We start from the raw sequence: 20,143 nt of genomic DNA, 5'->3' as shown, positions 1-20,143 counted from the left end.
GCGGGCGGCCGGGCACGGCCCTACGGGGCGGTGCCCGGATCCGGGTTGTGCGGGCCGGGGTCCCGGACGCTGACGTACGGCCGGAGCCCCGGACGCAGACGTACGGGTCGGGGCCGGACGCCGGCGTACGAGCGCTACGTCACGTGTCGCCGTACTTGGCCCCCAGCCGTGGGTCCAGCGCCAGCCGGTACCCCCGCTTGACCACCGTCTGGATCAGCTTCGGCGCCCCCAGCGCGCTGCGCAGCCGGGCCATCGCCGTCTCCACCGCGTGCTCGTCGCGTCCGGCCCCCGGCAGCGCGCGCAGCAAGTCGGCGCGGGAGACCACCCAGCCGGGCCTGCGGGCCAGCGCCCGCAGCAGCGCCATGCCCGCCGGGGGCACGGGCCGCAGGTCACCGTCGACCAGGACGGCCTGCCCGCGCAGCTCCAGCCGCCGCCCGGCGACCGTCAACGGGCGGCTGCGGTGCGGCAGTTCCTGGCACAGGAGCTGGACCAGCGGGCCGAGCCGGAAGCGTTCGGGCTGGTACGTGGTCACCTCGTGGGCCTCCAGCGGCAGCGCGGTGACCGGTCCGACACAGGCGGGCAGCACATCGTGCCGCAGCGCGCGCAGCAGCTCGTCGCGCATGCCGCGCTCCTCGGCGCGGCGCAGCAGTGAGGTGGCGGCCGGCGCGCTGGTGAAGGTGACCGCGTCCAGGCCGCGGCCGACCGCCGCGTCCAGCAGCCGGTCGACGGGCCCGATGTCGGCGGGCGGCATCCACCGGTACACCGGGACACCGACCACCTCGGCGCCGCCCGCCCGCAGCGACTCGACGAAGCCGGGCAGCGGTTCGCCGTGCAGCTGGATGACCACCCGCCGCCCGCGAACGCCCTCCTCCAGGAGCCGGTCCAGCACCTCGGCCAGCGATTCGGACGTCGGCGACCAGGTCTCGGTCAGCCCGGCCGCGCGGATGGCGCCCTTGACCTTCGGGCCGCGGGCGAGCAGTTCGACCGCGCCGAGCCGGCCGAGCAGCGCCGTGCCGAGCCCCCAGCCCTCCGCCGCCTCGATCCAGCCCCGGAAGCCGATCGCGGTGGTCGCGATCACCACGTCGGGCGCCCGGTCGATCAGGTCCTTGGTGGCGGCGAGCAGTTCCGCGTCGTCCGGCAGCGGCACGATGCGCAGCGCGGGGGCGTGCAGGACCTGGGCGCCGCGCCGTTCGAGCAGGGCGCCCAGCTCCTCGGCCCGGCGGGCCGCGGTCACCCCGACGGTGAACCCGTCCAGCGGCCGTACGCCGCCGGGTCCGGCCGCCCCGGCCCGCGCCCGGCCGTCGCGCTGCCGCCCGCCGTCCGGTGCGCCGTCCCGTCCGCCGTGCCGCGCGCCGTCGTCCCGCCGCTCGTCGTGCTCGTGCTCGCCCTCGTCCATCGTCCGTCCCTGGCTCGTCCCGGCTCCGGTGCCGCCGGGCATCGTGGAGGTCCGAGCCTGCCAACCGCCGGTGACAGGCTCGCTCCCGCAGTATTTCCCAGCTGTTACGGACCGCCGCGGGCACCCGGGGCCCCGCGCGTCACACCTCCGCGAGTGCGGGCTCGGACGCCTCCGGTGTCCGTACGGGCGCGGTGGGCGCCGCCCGCCTCAGGTATACGGTCCAGGTCACCGCGGAGCACAGCGCGTAGCAGCCGAGGAAGGCCACGAACGCCGGGGTGCCCGTCCCGGCCGCCTCGAACGCCTCGCGGAAGGCGAGGTTGATGCCCAGTCCGCCGAGCGCGCCGACCGCGCCGATCAGGCCCATCGCCGCACCGGACAGCCGCCGCCCGTGGGCCGCCGCGGCCGCTCCCGTCAGGCCCTTCGCCAGCGCCTTGGCGTGGAAGATGCCGGGGATCATCTTGTACGTGGAGCCGTTGCCGAGCCCGGACAGCGCGAACAGGGCGACGAAGCCGGCGAGGAAGACGGGCAGCGAGTGCCGCGCGGACGCCACGATCACCACGCCGGTGGCGGCGGCCATCGCCGCGAAGTTCACCAGGGTGATCCGGGCTCCGCCGTAGCGGTCCGCCAGCCGGCCGCCCACCGGCCGCACCAGCGAGCCGAGCAGCGGCCCGATGAAGGTCAGCGACGCCGCCTGGAGGGGCGTGCGCGCGAACTGGGCCTGGAGGACGAGGCCGAAGGCGAAGCCGTAGCCGATGAAGGAGCCGAACGTGCCGAGGTAGAGCAGCGAGACGAGCCAGGTGTGCGGGTCGCGGGCCGCGTCCCGGGCGGCGCCGGTGTCGTTGCGCACCGGCCGCAGGTTGTCCATGAACAGCGCCGCCAGCACCGCGGCGGCCACGGTCAGCGGCAGGTAGACGGCGAGCAGGAGCCGTGGGTGGGCCGCGCCCGCGGTGGCGATGACGAGCAGGCCGAGCAGCTGGACCACGGGCACGCCGAGGTTGCCGCCGCCCGCGTTCAGGCCGAGCGCCCAGCCCTTCTTCCGCAGCGGGTAGAAGGAGTTGATGTTCGTCATGGACGAGGCGAAGTTGCCGCCGCCGACCCCGGCCAGCGCCGCGACCATCAGGAAGACCGGGTACGGGGTGCCCGGCCGCAGCGCGAACGCCGCGGCGGCGGTGGGGACCAGCAGCAGCGCCACGCTGAACACCGTCCAGTTGCGCCCGCCGAACCGCGCGACCGCGAAGGTGTACGGCACCCGCAGCACCGCCCCCACCAGCGTCGCCACCGCCACCAGGAAGAACTTCCCGGCCGCGTCGATGCCGTACTCCGGCCCCAGGAACAGGACCAGGACCGACCACAGGCTCCACACGGAGAACCCGATGTGCTCGCAGACGATGGAGAGCACCAGGTTGCGCCGGGCGATCCGCCGTCCGTGCTCCGCCCAGAAGACCGGGTCCTCCGGGTCCCACCGTTCGATCCAGCGGCCCGCTCCCCGCGCGGGGGGCGGCACCGGAGGTCCGCCCGTAGCCGTTGCCGTGCCTGTCATCGCGCCTCCCAGCTCGCGTCATGTCGCCGTACCGGACGCTAGGGAGGGCGCGTTTCCCTTCTGTGGCGGTGCGTGACCACCGCGAAACCTTGCTCTCACCGCGCCTGGGAGCGTGCGGTGAGCGAGCCGCACTCCGGCGGCGCACAACCGCCGGAGGTTACGCCAATGCACCCCGCACGCCCCCGATATCACTCGTTAGGGGCAATGGCAGGGGGCGCGGACGCTGGCAGCATCTTCCCCGAAAGCGCTGCGTAATCGCACGAGCACCCTGCGTGTTCGACCGTGCGGCACGGCTAGGAGAAGGGACCGAACCGATGCGGGAAGCGCCGGAAGTGAACGAGACGGCCGAGTACGAACCACCCGAGCTGGCCGACGCCGGAGACTTCGCCGAGCGGACGCTCGGCTTCCACGGTGAACTCTCCGACAGCTGGGGCGGTCTGCACAGCACCTTCTGGTGACACCGGGGTGCGGGCCCGCCGACGCCTCCTGCCGCCGCCCCCTCCCCCGCGTCCCCGGCCCGAAGGCGTCGCGTACCCGCCCCGGACCGGCGGTCCCTGCCCGGGCGCGCACCGCCCGTCCCGGCAGGGGCCGCCCCCACCGGCGCGGCCGGACGGCCACCCGGCGCCGCCGCGGGCCCCACCGCTCCGCGGCGCACCGGACGCCGCGCCCGGCCCGCCCGTCCCTGTCCCCGCCGATCCGGACCGGCCACCCCGGACCGGCCGTCCGTCATACGCCCGAACCGCACGCCCAGGGTGGTAAGTCATCGTGGATCTCGTCATCTTCCCCGACCATCCCGCGACCGATCCGCTGTGCCTGTGTCTGAGGCGCGATCCCACCGTGCGGACGGTGCGCCACCCCTCCGGGCGCCCCTGGATCATGGGGCACTGGGCCGATGACGAGGTCGTGGCGGCCGAGGCCGGACCGGACCGGCTGCTGCTGTTCGGCACGACCTCGGCCGACGCCGGGACCCTCGACCGGCTGCTGCGCCGGCTGCGCGGCCCGGACGACCTGGACAGCCGGGTCCGCGAACTGTCCGGCAGCTTCTTCCTCCTGGCCGCGATGGGCCCGCGGATCCGGTGCCAGGGCAGCCTCTCGACGATCCGGCAGGTCCACCACGCGGGCATCAACGGCGTGACGGTCGCGGGCAGTCGTCCCCAGGACCTGGCCGCGCTGGCCCGCGAGGCGGCGGCCGCCGGCCTGCCCACCGGCGCGCCGGGCCTCGGCTCCATCGACGCGGACTCCCTGGCGCTGCGCCTGCTCACCCCGTTCCCGCCGTTCCCCCTGGCCCGCCGCCCGGCCTGGCGCGCCGTCCACGCTGTGCCTCCCGGACACTGCCTGACCCTCGGCCCCGACGGCCGGCACGGCACCGCGCGCTGGTGGCATCCCCCGCGGCCCGACCTCTGGCTGGAGGACGCCGCCGAGGCCGTACGGGACGCGCTGACCGAGGCGGTGCGCGTACGGGCCCGCCACCCGACGCTCAGCGCCGACCTGTCCGGCGGCATGGACTCCACCAGCCTGTGCTTCCTCGCCGCCCGCGAGGACACCCGGCTGATCACCACGGCCTGGGTGTGCCGCGACGAGGCCAACGACGACAACGTCTGGAGCGAGCGCGGCGCGGCCCTGCTGCGCTCGGCGGAACACCTGGCGCTCCCCCACACCGAGGCCCCCACCTGGTACGCCCCGCCGCAGTCCGCGCACGCCGACCCGGCCGGCCCGCTCGCCGTGGTCCGCGAGAGCGTCCGCCTCGCGCATCAGGCCCGGCTCGTCGCCGCCCGCGGCTCCCGGGTCCACCTAGTCGGTGTCGGCGGCGACGAGCTGTTCGCGCCGCGCCCGGTGGCGCTGAACTCCCTCGCCCGTACGGACTTCCGCTCCGCCGCCCGGCGCGCGTGCGCCGCCCGCCGCCTCGGCCGCTGGACGCTCGTCGACACCCTGCGCACGCTGTTCGGCGGCACCCCGTACCCCCAGTGGCTGGAGTCCTGCGCCGACCGGATCGTGCCCGGCGTGCGGTACGGCGTCAGCGGCGCCGACTGGGAGGTCGTGCCCAGCATGCCCGCGTGGGCCCATCCGGACGCGGTGGCCACCGTCCGCCGCCTGGTGCGCGAGGCCGCCGCCGGGGAGCCCGAGCCGTTCGCGCCGCTGCGCTCCCAGCACGAGACGCTGCGGGCCGCCGCGCGCGCCGGGGAGATCGTGCGCGGCGCGGCCGCGCTGACCGCCCGGCACGGCGTCGCCTTCGAGGCCCCGTTCCTGGACGACAACGTCATCGAGGCGGCGCTGACCGTCCGCCTCGTGGACCAGGTCGCGGTCGGCTCGTACAAACCCGTGCTGGGCGCGGCCATGGACGGCATCCTGCCGGACGCGATGCGGTCCCGCGCCACCAAGGGCGAGCACAGCGCCGAGGTCTACGCGGGCCTGCGCCGGCACCGCCGCGCGCTCACCGCGCTCTGCGACGACTCGCGGCTGGCCGGGCTGGGCCTGATCCGGCCCGAGGTGCTGCACACGGCCCTCACCTCCCTCCAGCCCCACTCCCATCTCCTGCAACCCCTCGACCCCACCCTGGCGGCCGAGTACTGGCTGCGCTCCCTCCAGGAGACGCAAGCCCCCGCCCCGGTCCGCCCCACCGTTCCCGCCGCGGAAGGAGCCTGAGCCCGATGACGTTCACCCTCGCCCCCCACGTCAGCAGTGTGCGCACCCCCGGAGGAATGGTGCTGCTCAACGCCCGTACGGGCCGCTACTGGCAGATGAACGACACCGGAGCGTTCGTCCTGGAGCACCTGCTGGCGGGCGGCACCACCGCGTCGGCCGCCGACGAACTGCGCAACCGCCACCCCTCGGCGGCCCACCGGGTGGCCGCGGACGCCGTCGCGCTGCTGGAGTCGCTCCAGTCGGCGAAGCTGGTGACCTGGTGAGCGTGCCCGTCGCCCTGGGCGAGCGCGTGCGGCTGCCCTTCGCGGAGCGCTGCGCCGCCCTCGGCTGCGCGGCGGTGGCCCGCGTCCTGGTGACGCGTTCGCCGCGTACGCTCTGCCGCGTCCTGGAGGCCGTACGCCGGGGAGCCCGCCCCGCCACCGAGCCGCAGGCCGCCCGCGCCCGGCACGCCGTCGTCACGGTCAGCGTGCGCTGCGCGGGCAACGGCTGCCTCCAACGCTCGGTGGCCACCGCCCTGTTGTGCCGTCTGCGCGGCCGGTGGCCGCAGTGGTGCACGGGCGTGCGGACGGAGCCGTTCCGCGCCCATGCGTGGGTGGCGGTGGACGGCCGCCCCGTCGGGGAGCCGGACGACACCCGGCTCTACCGGCCGCTGTTGTGCGTCCCGCGCTGAGCGCCGGGGCCCTCCGGTCCGGGCACGGGCCGGTCAGCCGGCCGCCGCCCGCGGCGGTGCCATGGTGATGCGGTAATCGCACAGGACCATGTCGGCCTTCCGGCCCTTCTCGTCCTGGGCCTTTATCGCGGTCCGGCCGCCGTCGCGGGGCGCCCCCACCACGACGTCGTCACCCTTGGCCCAGCACCCGCCGTCTTCCCGGTGCTTCACCTCGGCGTCCCGGTAGCGCAGGTCGACCACGACGCCCTTGCCGCTGGGCAGGCTCACCGGACGCGTCCGGCCCTGCCCCACGGCGTCCGCCTGCCAGGCCTTGCCGCTGCGCACCACGACGTCCGGGTAGCCGCGGAAGACGCAGCCGTTCGCGCCGGTGTTGACCGCCGAGAGGCGGGCCTCCCGGTGCGGGGTGCGGGCCTTCTTCTTCAGTACCGTGACCTTCCACTTCAGGGCCTTGGTCGTACAGTTCGCCTGGAACGCGTCGACACGCGGATCGTCACAGGCGACCAAGCCACCGCTCAGCACGAGCACGGCCAGAGCCGCCACGGTCAGCGGACGCTTTCGCACGGGGACCCCCAACAGTCCGGCTATGGTTCTTGCCGTCGATAAGGATGGGTTCCCGCGCTTATCGGTTGCTTATACGGCAAAAGTTCGGCCATCAGCCCCACTGCGCCATCACGGCCGCGTCCTCCTCGGGCAGCCACACCGGGCCGTCCGGCCGCCGCAGCCAGCCGCGCCCGGCGGACAGGTCCCGGCAGGCGGCGCGCAGCGCGTCCAGGCCCGCGTGGCGCAGGCCGCGCCGCCACACCAGGGATATCGGGGACAGCGGTACGGGGTCGGTGACCGGCCGCAGCACCATGCCCGGCACGTCGATGAACTCGACGCTCGCCAGCACCGACCAGCCCTGTTTGCGGACCACCCGCAGGAACTCCGCCGCCCCGTCGATCTCCGGGAACGGCTCCGCCATCGCGATCCCCCGGCCGGCGAAGAGGCGGGCGGCCAGGTCGGTCCACTCGGCGGTGTGCGGGTTCCCGGCGCCGGCGTACAGCGTCTCGCCCGCGAGCGCGGACAGGGGGACGGTGGGGCGGGCCGCCAGGGGGTGACCGGCGTCCAGCAGGACGGCCATCGGCTCGTACCGTACGGGCTGGTGTGCCAGGCGGGACCGCAGTGACGCGGGCAGTCCGGCGAAACGGCCGAAGGAGACGTCCAGCCGCCCGGCGGCGAGTTCGGCCGCCGCTCCGGTCAGGCCGCTGTGGAAGCGCGCCACGAGTTCGCGGTCCGGGGCCCGGCGGCGGGCCTCCTCCAGGGCGGTGTGCGCCGTGCCGATGGGGACGCCGACATCGACCAGCAGGGGGCGGTCCTCGGGCACGCGGAAGGCGGCGGCCAGCTCGTCGTGGGCGGCCAGCACCCGGCGCGCGTACGGGAGCAGACGGGTGCCGCCCTCGGTGAGGGCGACCCGGCGCGTCGTACGGTCGAAGAGGTCCGTGCCCAACTCGCGCTCCAGGCGCCGGATGTCGCGGCTGAGCGCCTGCTGGGCGATGTGGAGCCGGGCGGCGGCACGGGTGAAGTGCAGTTCGTCGGCGACCGTGGTGAAGGCGCGGAGCAGGCGCGGGTCGAGGTCTCGGGACACGGGCACATCGTGCCACCGGCTCGGGGCGCCGCTGACGGCTCTCCGCGGCATCACGCCTCCCCGGCCACCGCTGGGAGGCGCTTCCAGGCAGGCGCCCCGCCGGCCATGACTGACAACAGGGGTGCGTGAATGCGCGCGCATCAGGTGTTGGACGGGGAGCGGGCCGCGCCGCGACCGTATTCGTGTGATCCTCTTCCTCGCCTCCCGGCCCGTGACCGCCCCGCCCGTCCGCCCCGCCCGTCCCGTCCGCCGTCCGCACCGCCGCTGCCCCGCCGCGCTCCGGCGCGTCCTCGGGCCGTACGGACGGATCTTCACCGTCCCCGGCGCCCGTGCCTTCACCGCCGCCAACCTGCTCGCCCGGCTGCCCATGGGCATGTTCAGCGTGAGCGCGATCCTGATGATCGCCGGGTCGCGCGGCTCGTACGCGCTGGCCGGGGCGGTCACCGCGACCGGGCTGGCGGCGACGGCGGTGGCCGGGCCGTGGACCGCGCGGCTGGTCGACCGCTACGGACAGGCCCGGATCGCCGTACCCGCGACGGCACTCGCCGTCCTCGGTTCGCTGGCCCTGGTCCTCTGCGTCCACCTGAGCGCGCCGTCCTGGACGCTGTTCGCCGCATACGCCTGCACCGCGACCACGCCGAACACCGGCGGCATGGCCCGCGCGCGCTGGGCCCACCTCCTGCGGGACGACCCGCGCGCGCTGCACACCGCCAACTCCTTCGAGCAGGCGGCCGACGAGGTGTGCTTCATGCTCGGGCCGGTACTGGCGGCTTTTCTGTGCACCGCGCTGTTCCCGGAGGCCGGCACGCTGACCGGCGCGGTGCTGCTGCTGAGCGGAGTGCTGCTGTTCGCCGCCCAGCGCCGCACCGAGCCGCCGGCCACACCCGCGCCCGGCCGGCACGGTGCCGGGCAACTCGTCCTGGCGCTGCTGCCGCTCCTGCTGACCTTCCTCGCCACCGGCGCGGTCTTCGGCTCGCTGGAGGTCGTCACGATCGGGTTCACGGACGCGCACGGGCAGCGCGCGGTGGCGGGCGCGCTGCTGGCCCTCCAGGCGGCGGGGTCCTGTGCGGCGGGACTGCTGTACGGGGTGCTGCGCCCGGCCGGGCCCGCGGAGCGCCGGTTCGTGCGGTGCGTCGCCGCGATGGCCGCGCTGATGTGGCTGCCCCTTACGGCCGCGGGCACGGGCGGCGTGCTCCTCCTGGGGGCGGCCCTGCTGCTCGCCGGGATGGCCACCGCGCCGACCATGGTCACCGGCATGGGGCTGATCCAGTCCCGGGTGCCGGCGGGGCGGCTGAACGAGGGCATGACGCTGGCCGTCACGGCGCTGCTGACCGGCATCGCGGCGGGTTCGGCGACGGGCGGCTGGGCCGTACAGCACCTGCCGGCGGGCACGGCGGCGGGTTACGGCGTGCCGGCCTCGGCCGCCGCCCTGGCGCTGGCGGCGGCCGGCACCGCCCACGCCGTACGGGCGGCCCGGCGTCCGGCATGAGGGGACGACGAAGGCCCCGCTGCCGGGGCAGCGGGGCCTTCGCCTCACATGGGGTGACGGGTCCGGGGGCCGGGGCCTCCGGATGTCTCCGTCGAGTGGAGATGGCGGGAATCGAACCCGCGTCCAACGGTGCGGAAACAGGGCTTCTCCGAGCGCAGTCCGCTGCGATTTTCTCGGCCCCGGAGATCTCGCGGACAAGTCTCCGACGGGCTCAGTCACTGTGTGATTTCCTTCTAGGACCCGTGACCGGTCCTAGAAGTTTAGTTCCCTAGCTGATGCCAGGATCCGGGTCGGGAACAGCCCCGGGCTGACACTTCGCAGGTCGCTACTTAGGCAGCGAGGGCGAAGGAATCGCGCTTGGTGTTGGCGATTATTTTTTGCGACATATGGTTTACGAGATCATTGCCGCTTCCTCGGCTCGCTTCCCCTGCTTCGACATCCGCTGTCGAAACCGATCATCCCCATGTTGTTTTATCAAGGTGGTGCCTGCACCGGCGTGCGGTGCGTAGCCCATCGTACGTGACCAACGCACGACGATGCCAGCGTATTCCGGCGGCCCCGGCCGGGCGGTCCTCAGGCCCGCTCGCGCCGCTTGGCCGCCGAGATCGCCCGCTGGGCCTCACGGCGGTCCTGCTGCTCACGCAGCGTCTGGCGCTTGTCGTACTCCTTCTTGCCCTTGGCGAGCGCGATCTCGACCTTCGCGCGGCCGTTCTTGAAGTACAGCGACAGCGGCACGATCGTGTGGCTGGTCTCCTGCGACTTCGACTCCAGCTTGTCGATCTCCAGACGGTGCAGCAGCAGCTTGCGCTTGCGCCGCGCGCTGTGGTTGGTCCACGTGCCCTGGGCGTACTCGGGGATGTGCACGTTGTGCAGCCACGCCTCGCCGCGGTCGATCTGCACGAAGCCGTCCACCAGGGACGCCCGGCCCTGGCGCAGCGACTTGACCTCGGTGCCGGTCAGCACCAGCCCGCATTCGTACGTGTCCAGGATGAGGTAGTCGTGCCGCGCCTTCTTGTGCTGGGCGATGAGCTTGCGGCCGGTACCGTCGTCCTTCTTGTCCTTCTTCTTGTTCGCCTTAGCCATAGTGGCGCCATTTTCGCACTACGCCCCGCCCCCGAGGCCACTCAATACCGTACGGGCGCGGGCCTGGGCGTCGTCCTCGGCGATCAGGTCCGGGGTGATGCCGCGGTCGTCCACCGTCCGGCCCGAAGGGGTGCGGTAGCGGCCGACGGTCAGCTCGGCGACCGAGCCGTCCGGCTGCCGGCTGGGCAGCTGCACCGAGCCCTTGCCGAAGGTGGGGGTGCCGACCAGCACCGCCCGGCCGCGGTCCTGGAGCGCCCCGGCGAGGAGTTCGCCCGCGCTCATCGTGCCGCCGTCCACGAGGACCGCGAGGGGGATCTGTGTGTTGCCGCCGCCCTCGGCGTACAGGGCGCGCTGGCTGCCGCGGACGTCGTACGTGGCGACCAGGCCGCCGTCCAGGAAGGCCGAGGCGGCGGCAACCGCCTCGCGCACCAGGCCGCCGGTGTTGCCGCGCAGGTCCAGCAGCACCCCGCCGCGCGGGGAGGCGGCGCGCACCGCCCGGCGGATCTCCTCGCCGGTGCCGCTGCTGAAGGCGCCGACCCTGATGCGGGTGGGGCCGTCCGGGCCGTCGGGGTGGTCGGTGATCACGTTCTGGGCGCGCAGGTGGGCCCGGCGCAGGGTCTCGGTCCACTGCCGCGCGCCGCGCCGCAGCTCCAGCTCGACGCGGCTCCCCGCGCCCGGCGGGGGTCCTTCCGCGGTCGCGCCGGCGCTGCCGCGCAGCCGCGCCACCACATCGGTGACCTGGGCGCCCCGCGAGGCCACGCCGTCCACGGCGCGCAGTTCGTCACCGGGCCGGACGCCGGCCGCCGCGGCGGGGCCGCCGGGCCGCACCCGGGAGACCAGGACACGGCCGTCCGCCGCCTGCCGCAGCCACAGGCCCACGCCCACGTAGGCGCCGTCCAGCTCCTGCTGGAACTCCTCGTACTCGCGCGCCGAGAACGCCGTCGACCAGCGGTCGCCGCTGCGGCCGACCACCTCGCCCGCCGCGCCGGGACCGGCGGCGTGCCGGTCCGCGCGCTTTTGGTGGTGGACACGGTCGGCCTCGGCGGCCACCCGCTCCGGTATCCGCCGTTCCTCCGGCCGCTGCCCGCTCTCCTCCCAGGTGCCCGCCGCGGCACCGGTGGCCAGGACGCTCACGAAGACCAACGTCAGGGCCGCCCCGCGGCGGCTGCGGCGGGGCCGGACGAACAAACACGGGCCCGTCATGCCGGTGAGTGTAGGCCAGAAAGAAGCGCCGTACGGGGAGTTGACCGTACGGCGCTCTTGGCATGAGTCACACCTTGAGGTACTTGCGGAGCGCGAAGAACGCGGCGAGCGCCGGCATCAACAAGCCGATCAGCAGCACCAGCGGCAGCACCGCCACGACCGAATCCCAGCCAATGAACTGAATGACCTGGATCCGCGTGGCCAGCCAGTTGTTGATCAGCACCCACTTGCCGCCGACGATCAGCACACAGGCGAACACCGCGCCGAGCAGGCCCGCGATGGCCGCCTCCAGGATGAACGGCATCTGGATGTAGAAGCTCGACGCGCCCACCAGGCGCATGATCCCGGTTTCCCGCCGCCGGCTGAACGCCGACACCCGCACGGTGTTGACGATCAGCATCAGCGCCACCAGCAGCATCAGCGCCATCACCACCAGCGCGGCGATGTTCATGCCGTTGAGCAGGTTGAACAGCGGCTCGACGGTGTCCCGCTGGTCCTGCACCTCCTGCACGCCGGGCCGCTCGGAGAACGCCGACTTGATCACTTCGTACTTCGTGGGGTCCTTGAGCTTGACCCGGAAGGACTCCGGCATCTGGTCGGGGGTGACCAGGCCCGCGATGGGCGTGTCGCCGAACTGCTCCTTGTAGTGCTTGTACGCCTGGTCGCTGGTCTCGTGCTGCACGTTCTGCACGATCGGCAGGCGGTCCAGCTCGGCCTTTATGTCGTCCTTCTGCTGCTGGGTGGCGGGACCCTTGGCGCAGTGGGCGCCGGTCTCGCTGTCGTTCTTGTTGCAGAAGAAGATGGAGACGTTGACCTTGTCGTACCAATAGCCCTTCATCGTGCTGACCTGGTCGCGCATCAGCAGCGAGGCGCCGAACAGGCCGAGCGAGAGGGCGACGGAGACGATGACCGCGAAGGTCATCGTGAGATTCCGGCGGAGACCGACGCCGATCTCCGACAGGACGAACTGGGCGCGCATGGCGTCCTTTCAGTGCTGGGGGCCGTACACGCTTAGTGCTGGTAGCCGTACACGCCGCGCGACTGGTCGCGTACGAGCCGGCCTTTTTCGAGTTCCATGACCCGCTTGCGCATCTGGTCGACGATCTGCTGGTCGTGGGTGGCCATGACCACGGTCGTACCGGTGCGGTTGATCCGGTCCAGCAGCTTCATGATGCCGACCGAGGTCTGCGGGTCGAGGTTGCCGGTGGGCTCGTCGGCGATGAGCAGCAGCGGGCGGTTGACGAACGCCCGCGCGATGGCGACGCGCTGCTGCTCACCGCCGGACAGCTCGCCCGGCATGCGGTCCTCCTTGCCGCCGAGTCCGACGAGGTCGAGGACCTCGGGGACCGTCTTGCGGATCTGGCCGCGCGGCTTGCCGATGACTTCGAGGGCGAAGGCGACGTTCTGCCCCACCGTCTTGTTGGGGAGCAGCCGGAAGTCCTGGAAGACGGTGCCCACCTGGCGGCGCATCTGCGGCACTTTCCAGTTGGAGAGCTTCGCGAGGTCCTTGCCCAGTACGTGGACGGCGCCATGGCTGGCGCGCTCCTCGCGCAGGAGCAGGCGCAGGAAGGTGGACTTGCCGGAGCCCGAGGAGCCCACCAGGAAGACGAACTCGCCGCGCTCGATCTCCAGGGAGACATCCCTGAGGGCGGGGCGGTTCTGCTTCGGGTAGGTCTTGGAGACGTTGTCGAATCGGATCACTGATGCACCACGGTCGACCTGGGTAGCGGCACGGGATGCCCCTGTCGTGGCTCCCGTCGGTGAGCGTGACCATACGCGAGTCTCGCGCGACGGCGCAGTCGCCGTTCGGGGTTGGTGCGTTTATTCACGGCATCTACGGGGACAAAACGAGCACATTCCGGCCCGTCGGCCCGGTGGATGACGCCGAAAAGGCCGGAAGGTGACCGGGGCGCGCCGTTCCGCCGACGAGCTGGCACAGTGGTAAGGGAACCATCGTGGTCGCCCGCGCGTTGCAGCGGTTGAGGAGGAGGTCGCATGACGTACGACCGGCTGGTGTGCGCCAACTGCGCGGCCCCTGTGAACGAGGGCCGCTGCCCCGTGTGCCGGGCGAGCAGGGAACGGCTGCAGGAGACCGGGCTGTTCGGCCAGGTGACGCCCGCGGCCCTGGTGGCGCTGCTGGTGGCGCTCATCGCGCTGGCGGTGCTGGTGCACCAGGCCGCGTGAGCGTGGCCCGTCGGCTCCGGGCCGGATGACACGCCGCGTACGGCGCGTTGCTCCGCGTGATGCGGATGGTCGCCCCGTGTACCGCTGAGATGAGAACGCCGGAGGGCCCGGAGCGCCGAGTGCGCTCCGGGCCCTTCGTCATGCGCCGCCCCGGGAGCGGGGCGAGGCCTGGTGTCAGGCCGCGGCCGCGCCGCCGCCCTTGTTGATCAGGCGCGGCATCAGGCGGAAGCCGATGCCACCGGCGATCATCGTCGCCGCGCCGACGAGCAGGAAGGTGGTGCCGGAAGCACCGGTCTCCGCCAGCTCGCCGCCCTTGGCCTGCTGCTGCGGCTGGCCGGGCGTGTTGACGATCTGCTCGTTGCCCTCGCCGGGCTGCTCGATGGGCGCGGTGCCCTCGTTGTCGGTACCGGTGCCGGTGCCGTCGCCGCTGCCACCGGTGCTGCCGCCGGTGCTGCTGCCGCCGCTGTGGCCCGAACCGCCGGAGTCGCCGCCACCGGTCTGGGAGCCGGACTGGCCGCCCGACTGACCGCCGGTCTGGCTGCCGCCCGAGTGCGAACCACCGGTCTGGGAGCCGCCGGTCTGCGAACCGGACTGGCCGCCGGACTGCGTACCACCGGACTGCGTACCGCCCGACTGGGTGCCACCGGACTGCGTACCGCCCGACTGGGTGCCACCGGACTGCGTACCACCGGACTGGGTACCGCCCGACTGCGTACCACCGGACTGCGTGCCGCCCGACTGCGTACCACCGGACTGCGAACCGCCCGACTGCGTACCACCGGACTCGCTGCCGCCGGTCTGCGAACCACCGGTCTGGCTGCCACCGGTCTGGGAGCCGCCGGTCTGGCTGCCGCCGGTCTGCGAACCGCCGGTGTCACTGCCGCCGGTCTGCGAACCGCCGGTCTGGCTGCCACCGGTCTGGCTGCCGCCGGAGTCGGAGCCGCCGATGATCCCGCCGATGACCCCGCCGATGATCCCGCCGTCCGGGGCGCCCGCCGTCTGGTCGGAACCGACCGCCGAAGCGGCCCCGGCCGCGGTGAGCGACGCACCGGCCGCGATCACCGCACCGGCCGCAATGCGCGCTACGCGCAGCCGCGTCTTCTTCGTCATGTGCCTGCTACCCCCAGTAGCTCTACTCGTTTGTGGAGCATCGCTGTTCGGGGCAGCGGCCGACCCGGGTACACGAGTCGCAGCACCGCCCGGCGGCCGTTGCACTCAGATCCCCGTTCACACACACGCCCCGAGACATACGCGTGCCGCGTACCACCCTTCCCAGTTCTCACATCATCGTCAAGGTCAAATAAAGGTGCGATGACCGAATTGAGGGGAGTTGCGGGGTCCATGGACGTATGACTGTGACCAAATTGCCACAGAGGGGCCGGGCAGCAAAAAACAACTGCCGCACAGAATGCGGCAGTTGTTTTTCACGGGATATTCGGGTGGCTTTTCACCGGTGCTTACTTCCCCTGCTCCTGCTGCTTGCGCCAGCGGATGCCCGCCTCCAGGAAGCCGTCGATGTCGCCGTCGAGCACGGCCTGCGGATTACCGACCTCGAACTCGGTACGCAGGTCCTTGACCATTTGGTAGGGGTGCAGGACGTACGAACGCATCTGGTTGCCCCAGGAATTGCCGCCGTCGCCCTTGAGCGCGTCCATCTTGGCCTGCTCCTCCTGGCGGCGGCGTTCGAGCAGCTTCGCCTGGAGGACGTTCATCGCGGTCGCCTTGTTCTGGATCTGCGAGCGCTCGTTCTGGCAGGAGACGACGATGCCGGTCGGGATGTGCGTCAGGCGCACCGCGGAGTCGGTCGTGTTGACGCCCTGGCCGCCGGGGCCGGAGGAGCGGTACACGTCCACCCGCAGGTCGGACTCGTCGATGTCGATGTGGTCGGTCTGCTCGACCACCGGCAGCACCTCGACGCCCGCGAAGGACGTCTGGCGGCGGCCCTGGTTGTCGAAGGGCGAGATGCGCACGAGGCGGTGGGTGCCCTGCTCGACGGAGAGCGTGCCGTACGCGTACGGGACCTGGACGGCGAAGGTGGTCGACTTGATGCCGGCCTCTTCGGCGTAGGAGGTCTCGTACAGCTCGGTCTTGTAGCCGTGCCGCTCGGCCCAGCGCAGGTACATGCGCTGGAGCTTCTCGGCGAAGTCGGCGGCGTCCACGCCGCCGGCCTCGGCGCGGATGTTGACCACGGCCTCGCGGGAGTCGTACTCGCCGGACAGGAGGGTGCGCACCTCCAGCTCGTCGACCGCCTTGCGGACGTCGGCCAGCTCACCCTCGGCCTCGGCACGGGCCTCGTCGTCGCCCTCGGCCTCGGCGAGCTCGAAGAGCACCCCGAGGTCGTCGACCCGGCCGCGCAGCTCCTCGGCCCGGCGCAGCTGGCCCTGGAGGTAGGACAGCCGGCTGGTGATCTTCTGCGCGTTCTCCGGGTCGTCCCACAGGGACGGCGCCGCGGCCTGCTCCTCAAGCGCAGCGATATCGGCCCTCATCTTGTCGAGGTCCAGGACGGCCTCGATCGACCCCATGGTCGAGGAGAGGGACTTCAGCTCTTCGGATACATCGACGACTGCCACGCACCCCAGCCTAACGGCTGCCGCCGCATCCATGTCCCGACCCTCGCGCGGCGTCCCGGGCGCGGGCGCGTGGCCGCAGGTGGGAACGGGTGCGGCGGCAGGACCGCGGCTCAGCGCACGGGCCGCGGGGTCGACGTGTCGGAGTGCTGGACGCCCGGCTTGGCGTCGCCGGAGTCGCCGTGCTGGGAGGCGAACCAGCCGCCGATCCCGGCCGCGGCCACCACCGCCGCGGCGGCCAGGCCCAGCTTCACCCGGCGGCGGCGCACCGCCTCGCGGTGCCGGGCCGATCCGGCGCGGCGCTCACCCGCGGCGCGCGGCGCGCGGGCCGTGCCGTGGGCGCCGCCCGCCAGCTCGTCGGGGCCGGGGACGCGCATGCTCGTGTGGGTCTCGCGGTTCGAGTCGGGGGCGGCGGAGCCGTGTACGAGCGGTACGGCGCCGCGGGGCCGGGTGCCGCCCGGGGCGACCGGCGGGTAGAGGGCTTCCTCGTACGGGCCGGAGGGGGCCGCGGCGCCGGACGCGTACGGACCGGTGGCGCTCTCCCCGGACTCCTGGCCGGTCTGCTCGGACGTTTCGTCGTCCGGCTCGTCGATGTCCAGCGGCGGGTGACCGGCCAGGCCCGGCAGGATCTCGCGCAGCCGGGAGGCCAGTTCGGAGGCGCGCAGCCGGGAGGCGGGCGCCTTGGCCAGGCACTGCAGGAGGAGCTGCCACAGCTCGTCCGGGATGCCGGGCAGCGGCGCCACGGACTCGGTGACGTGGCGGCGCAGCACCGCGCCGGGGTGGCCGCCGCCGAACGGCGTGAAGCCGGCGAGCAGCTCGTACAGGACCGTGGCGAGCGCGTACACGTCGACGGACGCGCGCGGCGGCAGGCCCTCGATGATCTCCGGGGCGAGGTAGTCGGGGGTGCCGATCACCTTGGCCGAGCGCGGTCCGCCGGCCGGCGGCTGGTGGAGGCGCGGCGCGTCGACGAGGCGGGCGATGCCGAAGTCGGTGAGCAGCGCGGGGTGCGCGCCGCCGGGGCCGAGCGGGCCCTGCATGTCCAGCAGGACGTTCTCCGGCTTGACGTCGCGGTGCACGATGCCCGCCTTGTGGGCGGCGGCGAGGCCGTCGGCCACGTCGGCGACGATGGCGACGGCGGCCTCGGGGGCGAGCCGGCGCTCCCGCTCCAGGCGGGTGCGCAGGTCCGTTCCCCGTACGAGGTCCATGACCAGGGCGAGGTCGTTGCCGTCGACCACCAGGTCGCGCACGGCGACGACGTGCGGGTGCTCCAGGCCGAGCAGCGCCGCGCGCTCCTGCACGAAGCGGCCGACCAGCTCCTGGTCGGCGGCGAGGTCCTCGCGCAGCAGCTTGATGGCGACGGCCCCCTCGGGTCCGTCGCCGAGCCATACCGTGCCGGCGCTGCCGCGACCAAGGATCTGGTGGGTGGTGTACCGGCTGCCGATCTTCCGTGCCAAGACTGCTCCGACGTGTCGGGCCCGCTGAGCGTCCTCAGGGGGCTGAAGGTGGCGTCAAAGCTACGCGGGTCGCAGGGGGCTGCGTGCCCAGGATCGCCCGGGACGGCACTTCTGTGGGGGAAATCGCCCGTTGGAAGTCGACAAATCTCCTTGGTCGCGTGCCGTGGGCGGGCGGGCCGCCCGCCGGGCGCGCGCCGGAGCCGTCCGCACGGCCCGGCGCGCCACCGTCACTTGAACCAGTTGCCGATGTCCTTGACGAAGTCCCGGACGCCGCCGATGACGTCGCCGATCTGCTCGAAGTAGCCCTTGGTCGTGCCGATCCACTCCTGGAGCGGGGAGAACTCCCAGACCGCCCAGCCGCCGACGAACAGGATCACCAGCACGAACAGACAGCCCTTGAGACAGCCCAGGCCCGGGATGCGCATCGGGTTGGCGCTGCGCCGGCGCGGCTCGCGGGGCGGGCGGGGCTCCCGCTCGCGCGGCGGCTCGGGCTCGTAGTGCCGGGGCGGCGGCTGCTGGCGGCGCGGCGCCTGCTGCGCCTGCTGCGGCCGGCGCTGCGGGGGCTGGTAGGGCGCCGGGGCCTGCTGCTGGTAGGGCGCGGGGGCCTGCTGCTGGTACGGCTCCTGGTAGCGCGGCGGCTGCTGGGGGCGCTGCGGCGGCTGCGCGGGCTGCCGCTGCGGGCGGCGGCGCAGCGGGTCCTCGCCCGGGTCCAGGTACTGCGTCTGCTCGTTGCGGTCCCGGGCGGCCCGCATCTGGGACTCCCAGGGGTGCGGCCCTTCGGGCTGCTGACCACCGGGCGGGCCGGACGGTACGGGGGGCATCGCGCGGGTCGGGTCGGCGCCGCCCCGGCCGTTGCCGAAGCCCTGGCCGCCGGAGCCCGAGGCGAGCACCTGGGTCGGGTCGGCGTCGGGGCCGCTCCCGGCGCCCTGGCCGCCCTGGCCGCCGGTGGACGGCAGTACGGCGGTCGCCGCGGCCGGGTCGTACCCGCCCTGGCCGCCGGTGGACGGGAGCACCTGGGTGGGGTCGGCGTCGCCGGAGCCGTCCGCGCCGGTGCCGGGCACCGTGGCGGGCGACGGGTCGGGCGCGAGCAGGGCCGCGACGCCGAGCGCGGCCTCGGCCTGGGCCGGGGTGGCGTGCACGCCGACGCCCGCGGCGACCGTGCGCAGCGCGCGGGCCAGGTTCTCGGCGCTGGGCCGCTCGCCCGGCTCCTTGCGGAGGCAGCGCTCGATGACCGTCCACAGCGGCTCGGGGACGGTGCTCGGGCGGCGCGGCTCCTCGCTGAGGTGGCGGTGCAGGACTTCGAGCGCGCTGGCGCCGCCGAACGGCGGGCGGCCGGTGACCAGCTCGTACAGCAGGATGCCGGCGCCGTAGATGTCCACGGCGGAGGTCTGCGGGCGGCCCTCGGCGGACTCGGGCGCCACGTAGGCGGGGGTGCCGACGAACTCGTGGGTGCGGGTCAGCCCCGGCGAGTCCGCGAGGCGGGCGATGCCGAAGTCGGTGAGCATCGGGTGCAGCTCGGCGGTGTCGCCCTCGCCGGTGCCCTTGAGCAGGACGTTGGCGGGCTTCAGGTCGCGGTGCACCACGCCGTCGGCGTGGCTGGCGGCCAGCGCGTCGGCGATCTGGGCGGTCAGCAGGGACGCGGCGACGGGGCTGAAGGGGCCGTTGTCGCGGAGGTGGCGGTGCAGGTCGGGGCCGTCGATCAGGTCCATGACCAGCGCCAGCAGATCGCCCTCGACGACCAGGTCGCGGGTGCGCACGATGTTCGGGTGGGTCAGCCGCAGCAGGACCGAGCGCTCCCGCAGGAAGCGCATGACGACGTCCGCGTCGTGCGCCAGCTCCTCCTTGAGGACCTTGATCGCGACCGTCTCGCCCGGCTCGCCGGCCACCGCGGCCTCGGCGCCCGCGGTCTCCCTCTGACGAGCCCGCCAGACGGTGCCCGTGGCACCGCGTCCCAGCGGCTCCTCAAGCAGGTACTTGCTGCCTACCGGCCGCACGTGCGCTCCCTGGTCGTGGTCGATCCTTGCCGGGCCGGTGGGTCGCCGCGGCCCTTCGCCCCACTGTAGTGCCGCCGTACCGGCCGTACGCCGGGACGATCGGGCGGGGCTTGCAGGAAAGACGCGCATTCAGGACAGATGGTTGCCGGCGCTTCCGGATCGATGTCCACGTCAGGCCGAACAGCGAGCACCGATGATCGAAAATTGGACTTTCGCAGGGCACGATCAGGTGGTTTTGCGTCCGGGGCCGACCAATCAAGATCACTGAGTGATGGTCGGCGGGCGTGTTGTCGGTG

At 73.5% G+C, this 20,143-nt stretch carries 18 protein-coding genes and 1 other RNA gene; 6 read left to right on the top strand and 13 right to left on the bottom strand.

Features of this window, described 5'->3' with window-relative positions; translation table 11 throughout:
- Positions 1 to 139: 139 nt before the first annotated feature.
- Entirely contained in the window at positions 140 to 1,396 is a 1,257-nt protein-coding gene (locus tag CP973_RS06055) for a uroporphyrinogen-III synthase (RefSeq protein WP_244409296.1), read from the bottom strand.
- A gap of 139 nt (positions 1,397 to 1,535) precedes the next feature.
- A complete protein-coding gene (locus CP973_RS06050; protein ID WP_150238241.1) occupies positions 1,536 to 2,936 on the bottom strand; it encodes a nitrate/nitrite transporter in 1,401 nt (466 codons plus the stop codon).
- A 314-nt stretch (positions 2,937 to 3,250) separates the two neighbouring features.
- On the opposite strand from CP973_RS06050, the gene CP973_RS39860 reads away from it, so the two are divergent.
- The 4 genes from CP973_RS39860 to CP973_RS06030 all read left to right on the top strand — a co-directional run bounded on the left by CP973_RS39860 (position 3,251) and on the right by CP973_RS06030 (position 6,249).
- Positions 3,251 to 3,394, top strand: a complete 144-nt coding sequence (locus tag CP973_RS39860; protein WP_167538269.1) for a lasso RiPP family leader peptide-containing protein — start codon at positions 3,251 to 3,253, stop codon at positions 3,392 to 3,394.
- A 307-nt stretch (positions 3,395 to 3,701) separates the two neighbouring features.
- Positions 3,702 to 5,579 carry an asparagine synthase-related protein gene (locus CP973_RS06040; protein WP_150238237.1) on the top strand — a complete coding sequence of 626 codons (1,878 nt, stop codon included), beginning with the start codon at positions 3,702 to 3,704 and terminating at the stop codon, positions 5,577 to 5,579.
- 5 nt (positions 5,580 to 5,584) lie between these two features.
- Positions 5,585 to 5,842, top strand: coding sequence for a lasso peptide biosynthesis PqqD family chaperone (locus tag CP973_RS06035; protein WP_150238235.1), 258 nt, complete (start codon positions 5,585 to 5,587; stop codon positions 5,840 to 5,842).
- Complete coding sequence (locus CP973_RS06030) at positions 5,839 to 6,249, top strand: lasso peptide biosynthesis B2 protein (protein ID WP_150238233.1); 411 nt, start codon at positions 5,839 to 5,841, stop codon at positions 6,247 to 6,249. The genes CP973_RS06035 and CP973_RS06030 overlap by 4 nt, the downstream gene beginning before the upstream one ends.
- 33 nt (positions 6,250 to 6,282) lie before the next feature.
- On the opposite strand, the gene CP973_RS06025 is transcribed toward CP973_RS06030, so the two are convergent.
- The gene (locus tag CP973_RS06025; protein ID WP_167538268.1) at positions 6,283 to 6,810 is read right to left on the bottom strand and encodes a DUF4232 domain-containing protein; all 528 of its coding nucleotides are present in this window, start codon (positions 6,808 to 6,810) and stop codon (positions 6,283 to 6,285) included.
- 91 nt (positions 6,811 to 6,901) lie between these two features.
- Complete coding sequence (locus CP973_RS06020; RefSeq protein WP_425281938.1) at positions 6,902 to 7,924, bottom strand: LysR family transcriptional regulator; 1,023 nt, start codon at positions 7,922 to 7,924, stop codon at positions 6,902 to 6,904.
- A gap of 133 nt (positions 7,925 to 8,057) precedes the next feature.
- On the opposite strand from CP973_RS06020, the gene CP973_RS06015 reads away from it, so the two are divergent.
- On the top strand, positions 8,058 to 9,362 hold the full coding sequence (locus CP973_RS06015) for an MFS transporter (RefSeq protein ID WP_150238227.1): 1,305 nt from the start codon (positions 8,058 to 8,060) through the stop codon (positions 9,360 to 9,362).
- A gap of 93 nt (positions 9,363 to 9,455) precedes the next feature.
- On the opposite strand, the gene ssrA is transcribed toward CP973_RS06015, so the two are convergent.
- The 5 genes from ssrA to ftsE all read right to left on the bottom strand — a co-directional run bounded on the left by ssrA (position 9,456) and on the right by ftsE (position 13,349).
- Positions 9,456 to 9,825, bottom strand: a transfer-messenger RNA (tmRNA) gene (gene ssrA, locus CP973_RS06010).
- 110 nt (positions 9,826 to 9,935) lie between these two features.
- Complete coding sequence (gene smpB, locus CP973_RS06005) at positions 9,936 to 10,445, bottom strand: SsrA-binding protein SmpB (protein WP_150238225.1); 510 nt, start codon at positions 10,443 to 10,445, stop codon at positions 9,936 to 9,938.
- Positions 10,446 to 10,463: 18 nt separating this feature from the next.
- Complete coding sequence (locus CP973_RS06000; protein WP_150238223.1) at positions 10,464 to 11,648, bottom strand: S41 family peptidase; 1,185 nt, start codon at positions 11,646 to 11,648, stop codon at positions 10,464 to 10,466.
- A 67-nt stretch (positions 11,649 to 11,715) separates the two neighbouring features.
- Positions 11,716 to 12,627, bottom strand: coding sequence for a permease-like cell division protein FtsX (gene ftsX / locus CP973_RS05995; protein WP_150238221.1), 912 nt, complete (start codon positions 12,625 to 12,627; stop codon positions 11,716 to 11,718).
- A gap of 32 nt (positions 12,628 to 12,659) precedes the next feature.
- Complete coding sequence (ftsE, locus tag CP973_RS05990; protein ID WP_003986514.1) at positions 12,660 to 13,349, bottom strand: cell division ATP-binding protein FtsE; 690 nt, start codon at positions 13,347 to 13,349, stop codon at positions 12,660 to 12,662.
- Between the two features lie 294 nt (positions 13,350 to 13,643).
- Here ftsE and CP973_RS05985 point away from each other — a divergent pair, with 294 nt between their 5' ends.
- Positions 13,644 to 13,832 (top strand): hypothetical protein, encoded by a 189-nt coding sequence (locus tag CP973_RS05985; protein WP_003986515.1) that lies wholly within the window; start codon positions 13,644 to 13,646, stop codon positions 13,830 to 13,832.
- Positions 13,833 to 14,006: 174 nt separating this feature from the next.
- Here the strand turns inward: CP973_RS05985 and CP973_RS05980 are convergent, their stop codons facing one another.
- The 4 genes from CP973_RS05980 to CP973_RS05965 form a co-directional block, all read right to left on the bottom strand.
- Positions 14,007 to 14,942: a hypothetical protein gene (locus tag CP973_RS05980; RefSeq protein WP_150238219.1), complete on the bottom strand. Its 936-nt coding sequence runs from the start codon at positions 14,940 to 14,942 to the stop codon at positions 14,007 to 14,009.
- Between the two features lie 347 nt (positions 14,943 to 15,289).
- Positions 15,290 to 16,402: a peptide chain release factor 2 gene (prfB, locus tag CP973_RS05975; protein ID WP_150238217.1), complete on the bottom strand. Its 1,113-nt coding sequence runs from the start codon at positions 16,400 to 16,402 to the stop codon at positions 15,290 to 15,292.
- A gap of 110 nt (positions 16,403 to 16,512) precedes the next feature.
- On the bottom strand, positions 16,513 to 17,853 hold the full coding sequence (locus tag CP973_RS05970; protein ID WP_150238215.1) for a serine/threonine-protein kinase: 1,341 nt from the start codon (positions 17,851 to 17,853) through the stop codon (positions 16,513 to 16,515).
- Between the two features lie 227 nt (positions 17,854 to 18,080).
- Positions 18,081 to 19,847: a serine/threonine-protein kinase gene (locus CP973_RS05965; protein WP_150238213.1), complete on the bottom strand. Its 1,767-nt coding sequence runs from the start codon at positions 19,845 to 19,847 to the stop codon at positions 18,081 to 18,083.
- Between the last annotated feature and the right edge of the window lie 296 nt (positions 19,848 to 20,143).

Origin of the sequence: Streptomyces albofaciens JCM 4342, assembly GCF_008634025.1 — a bacterium.
GTDB classification, from domain to species: Bacteria; Actinomycetota; Actinomycetes; order Streptomycetales; family Streptomycetaceae; genus Streptomyces; species Streptomyces albofaciens.
This window is presented reverse-complemented; position numbering and strand designations above follow the sequence as displayed.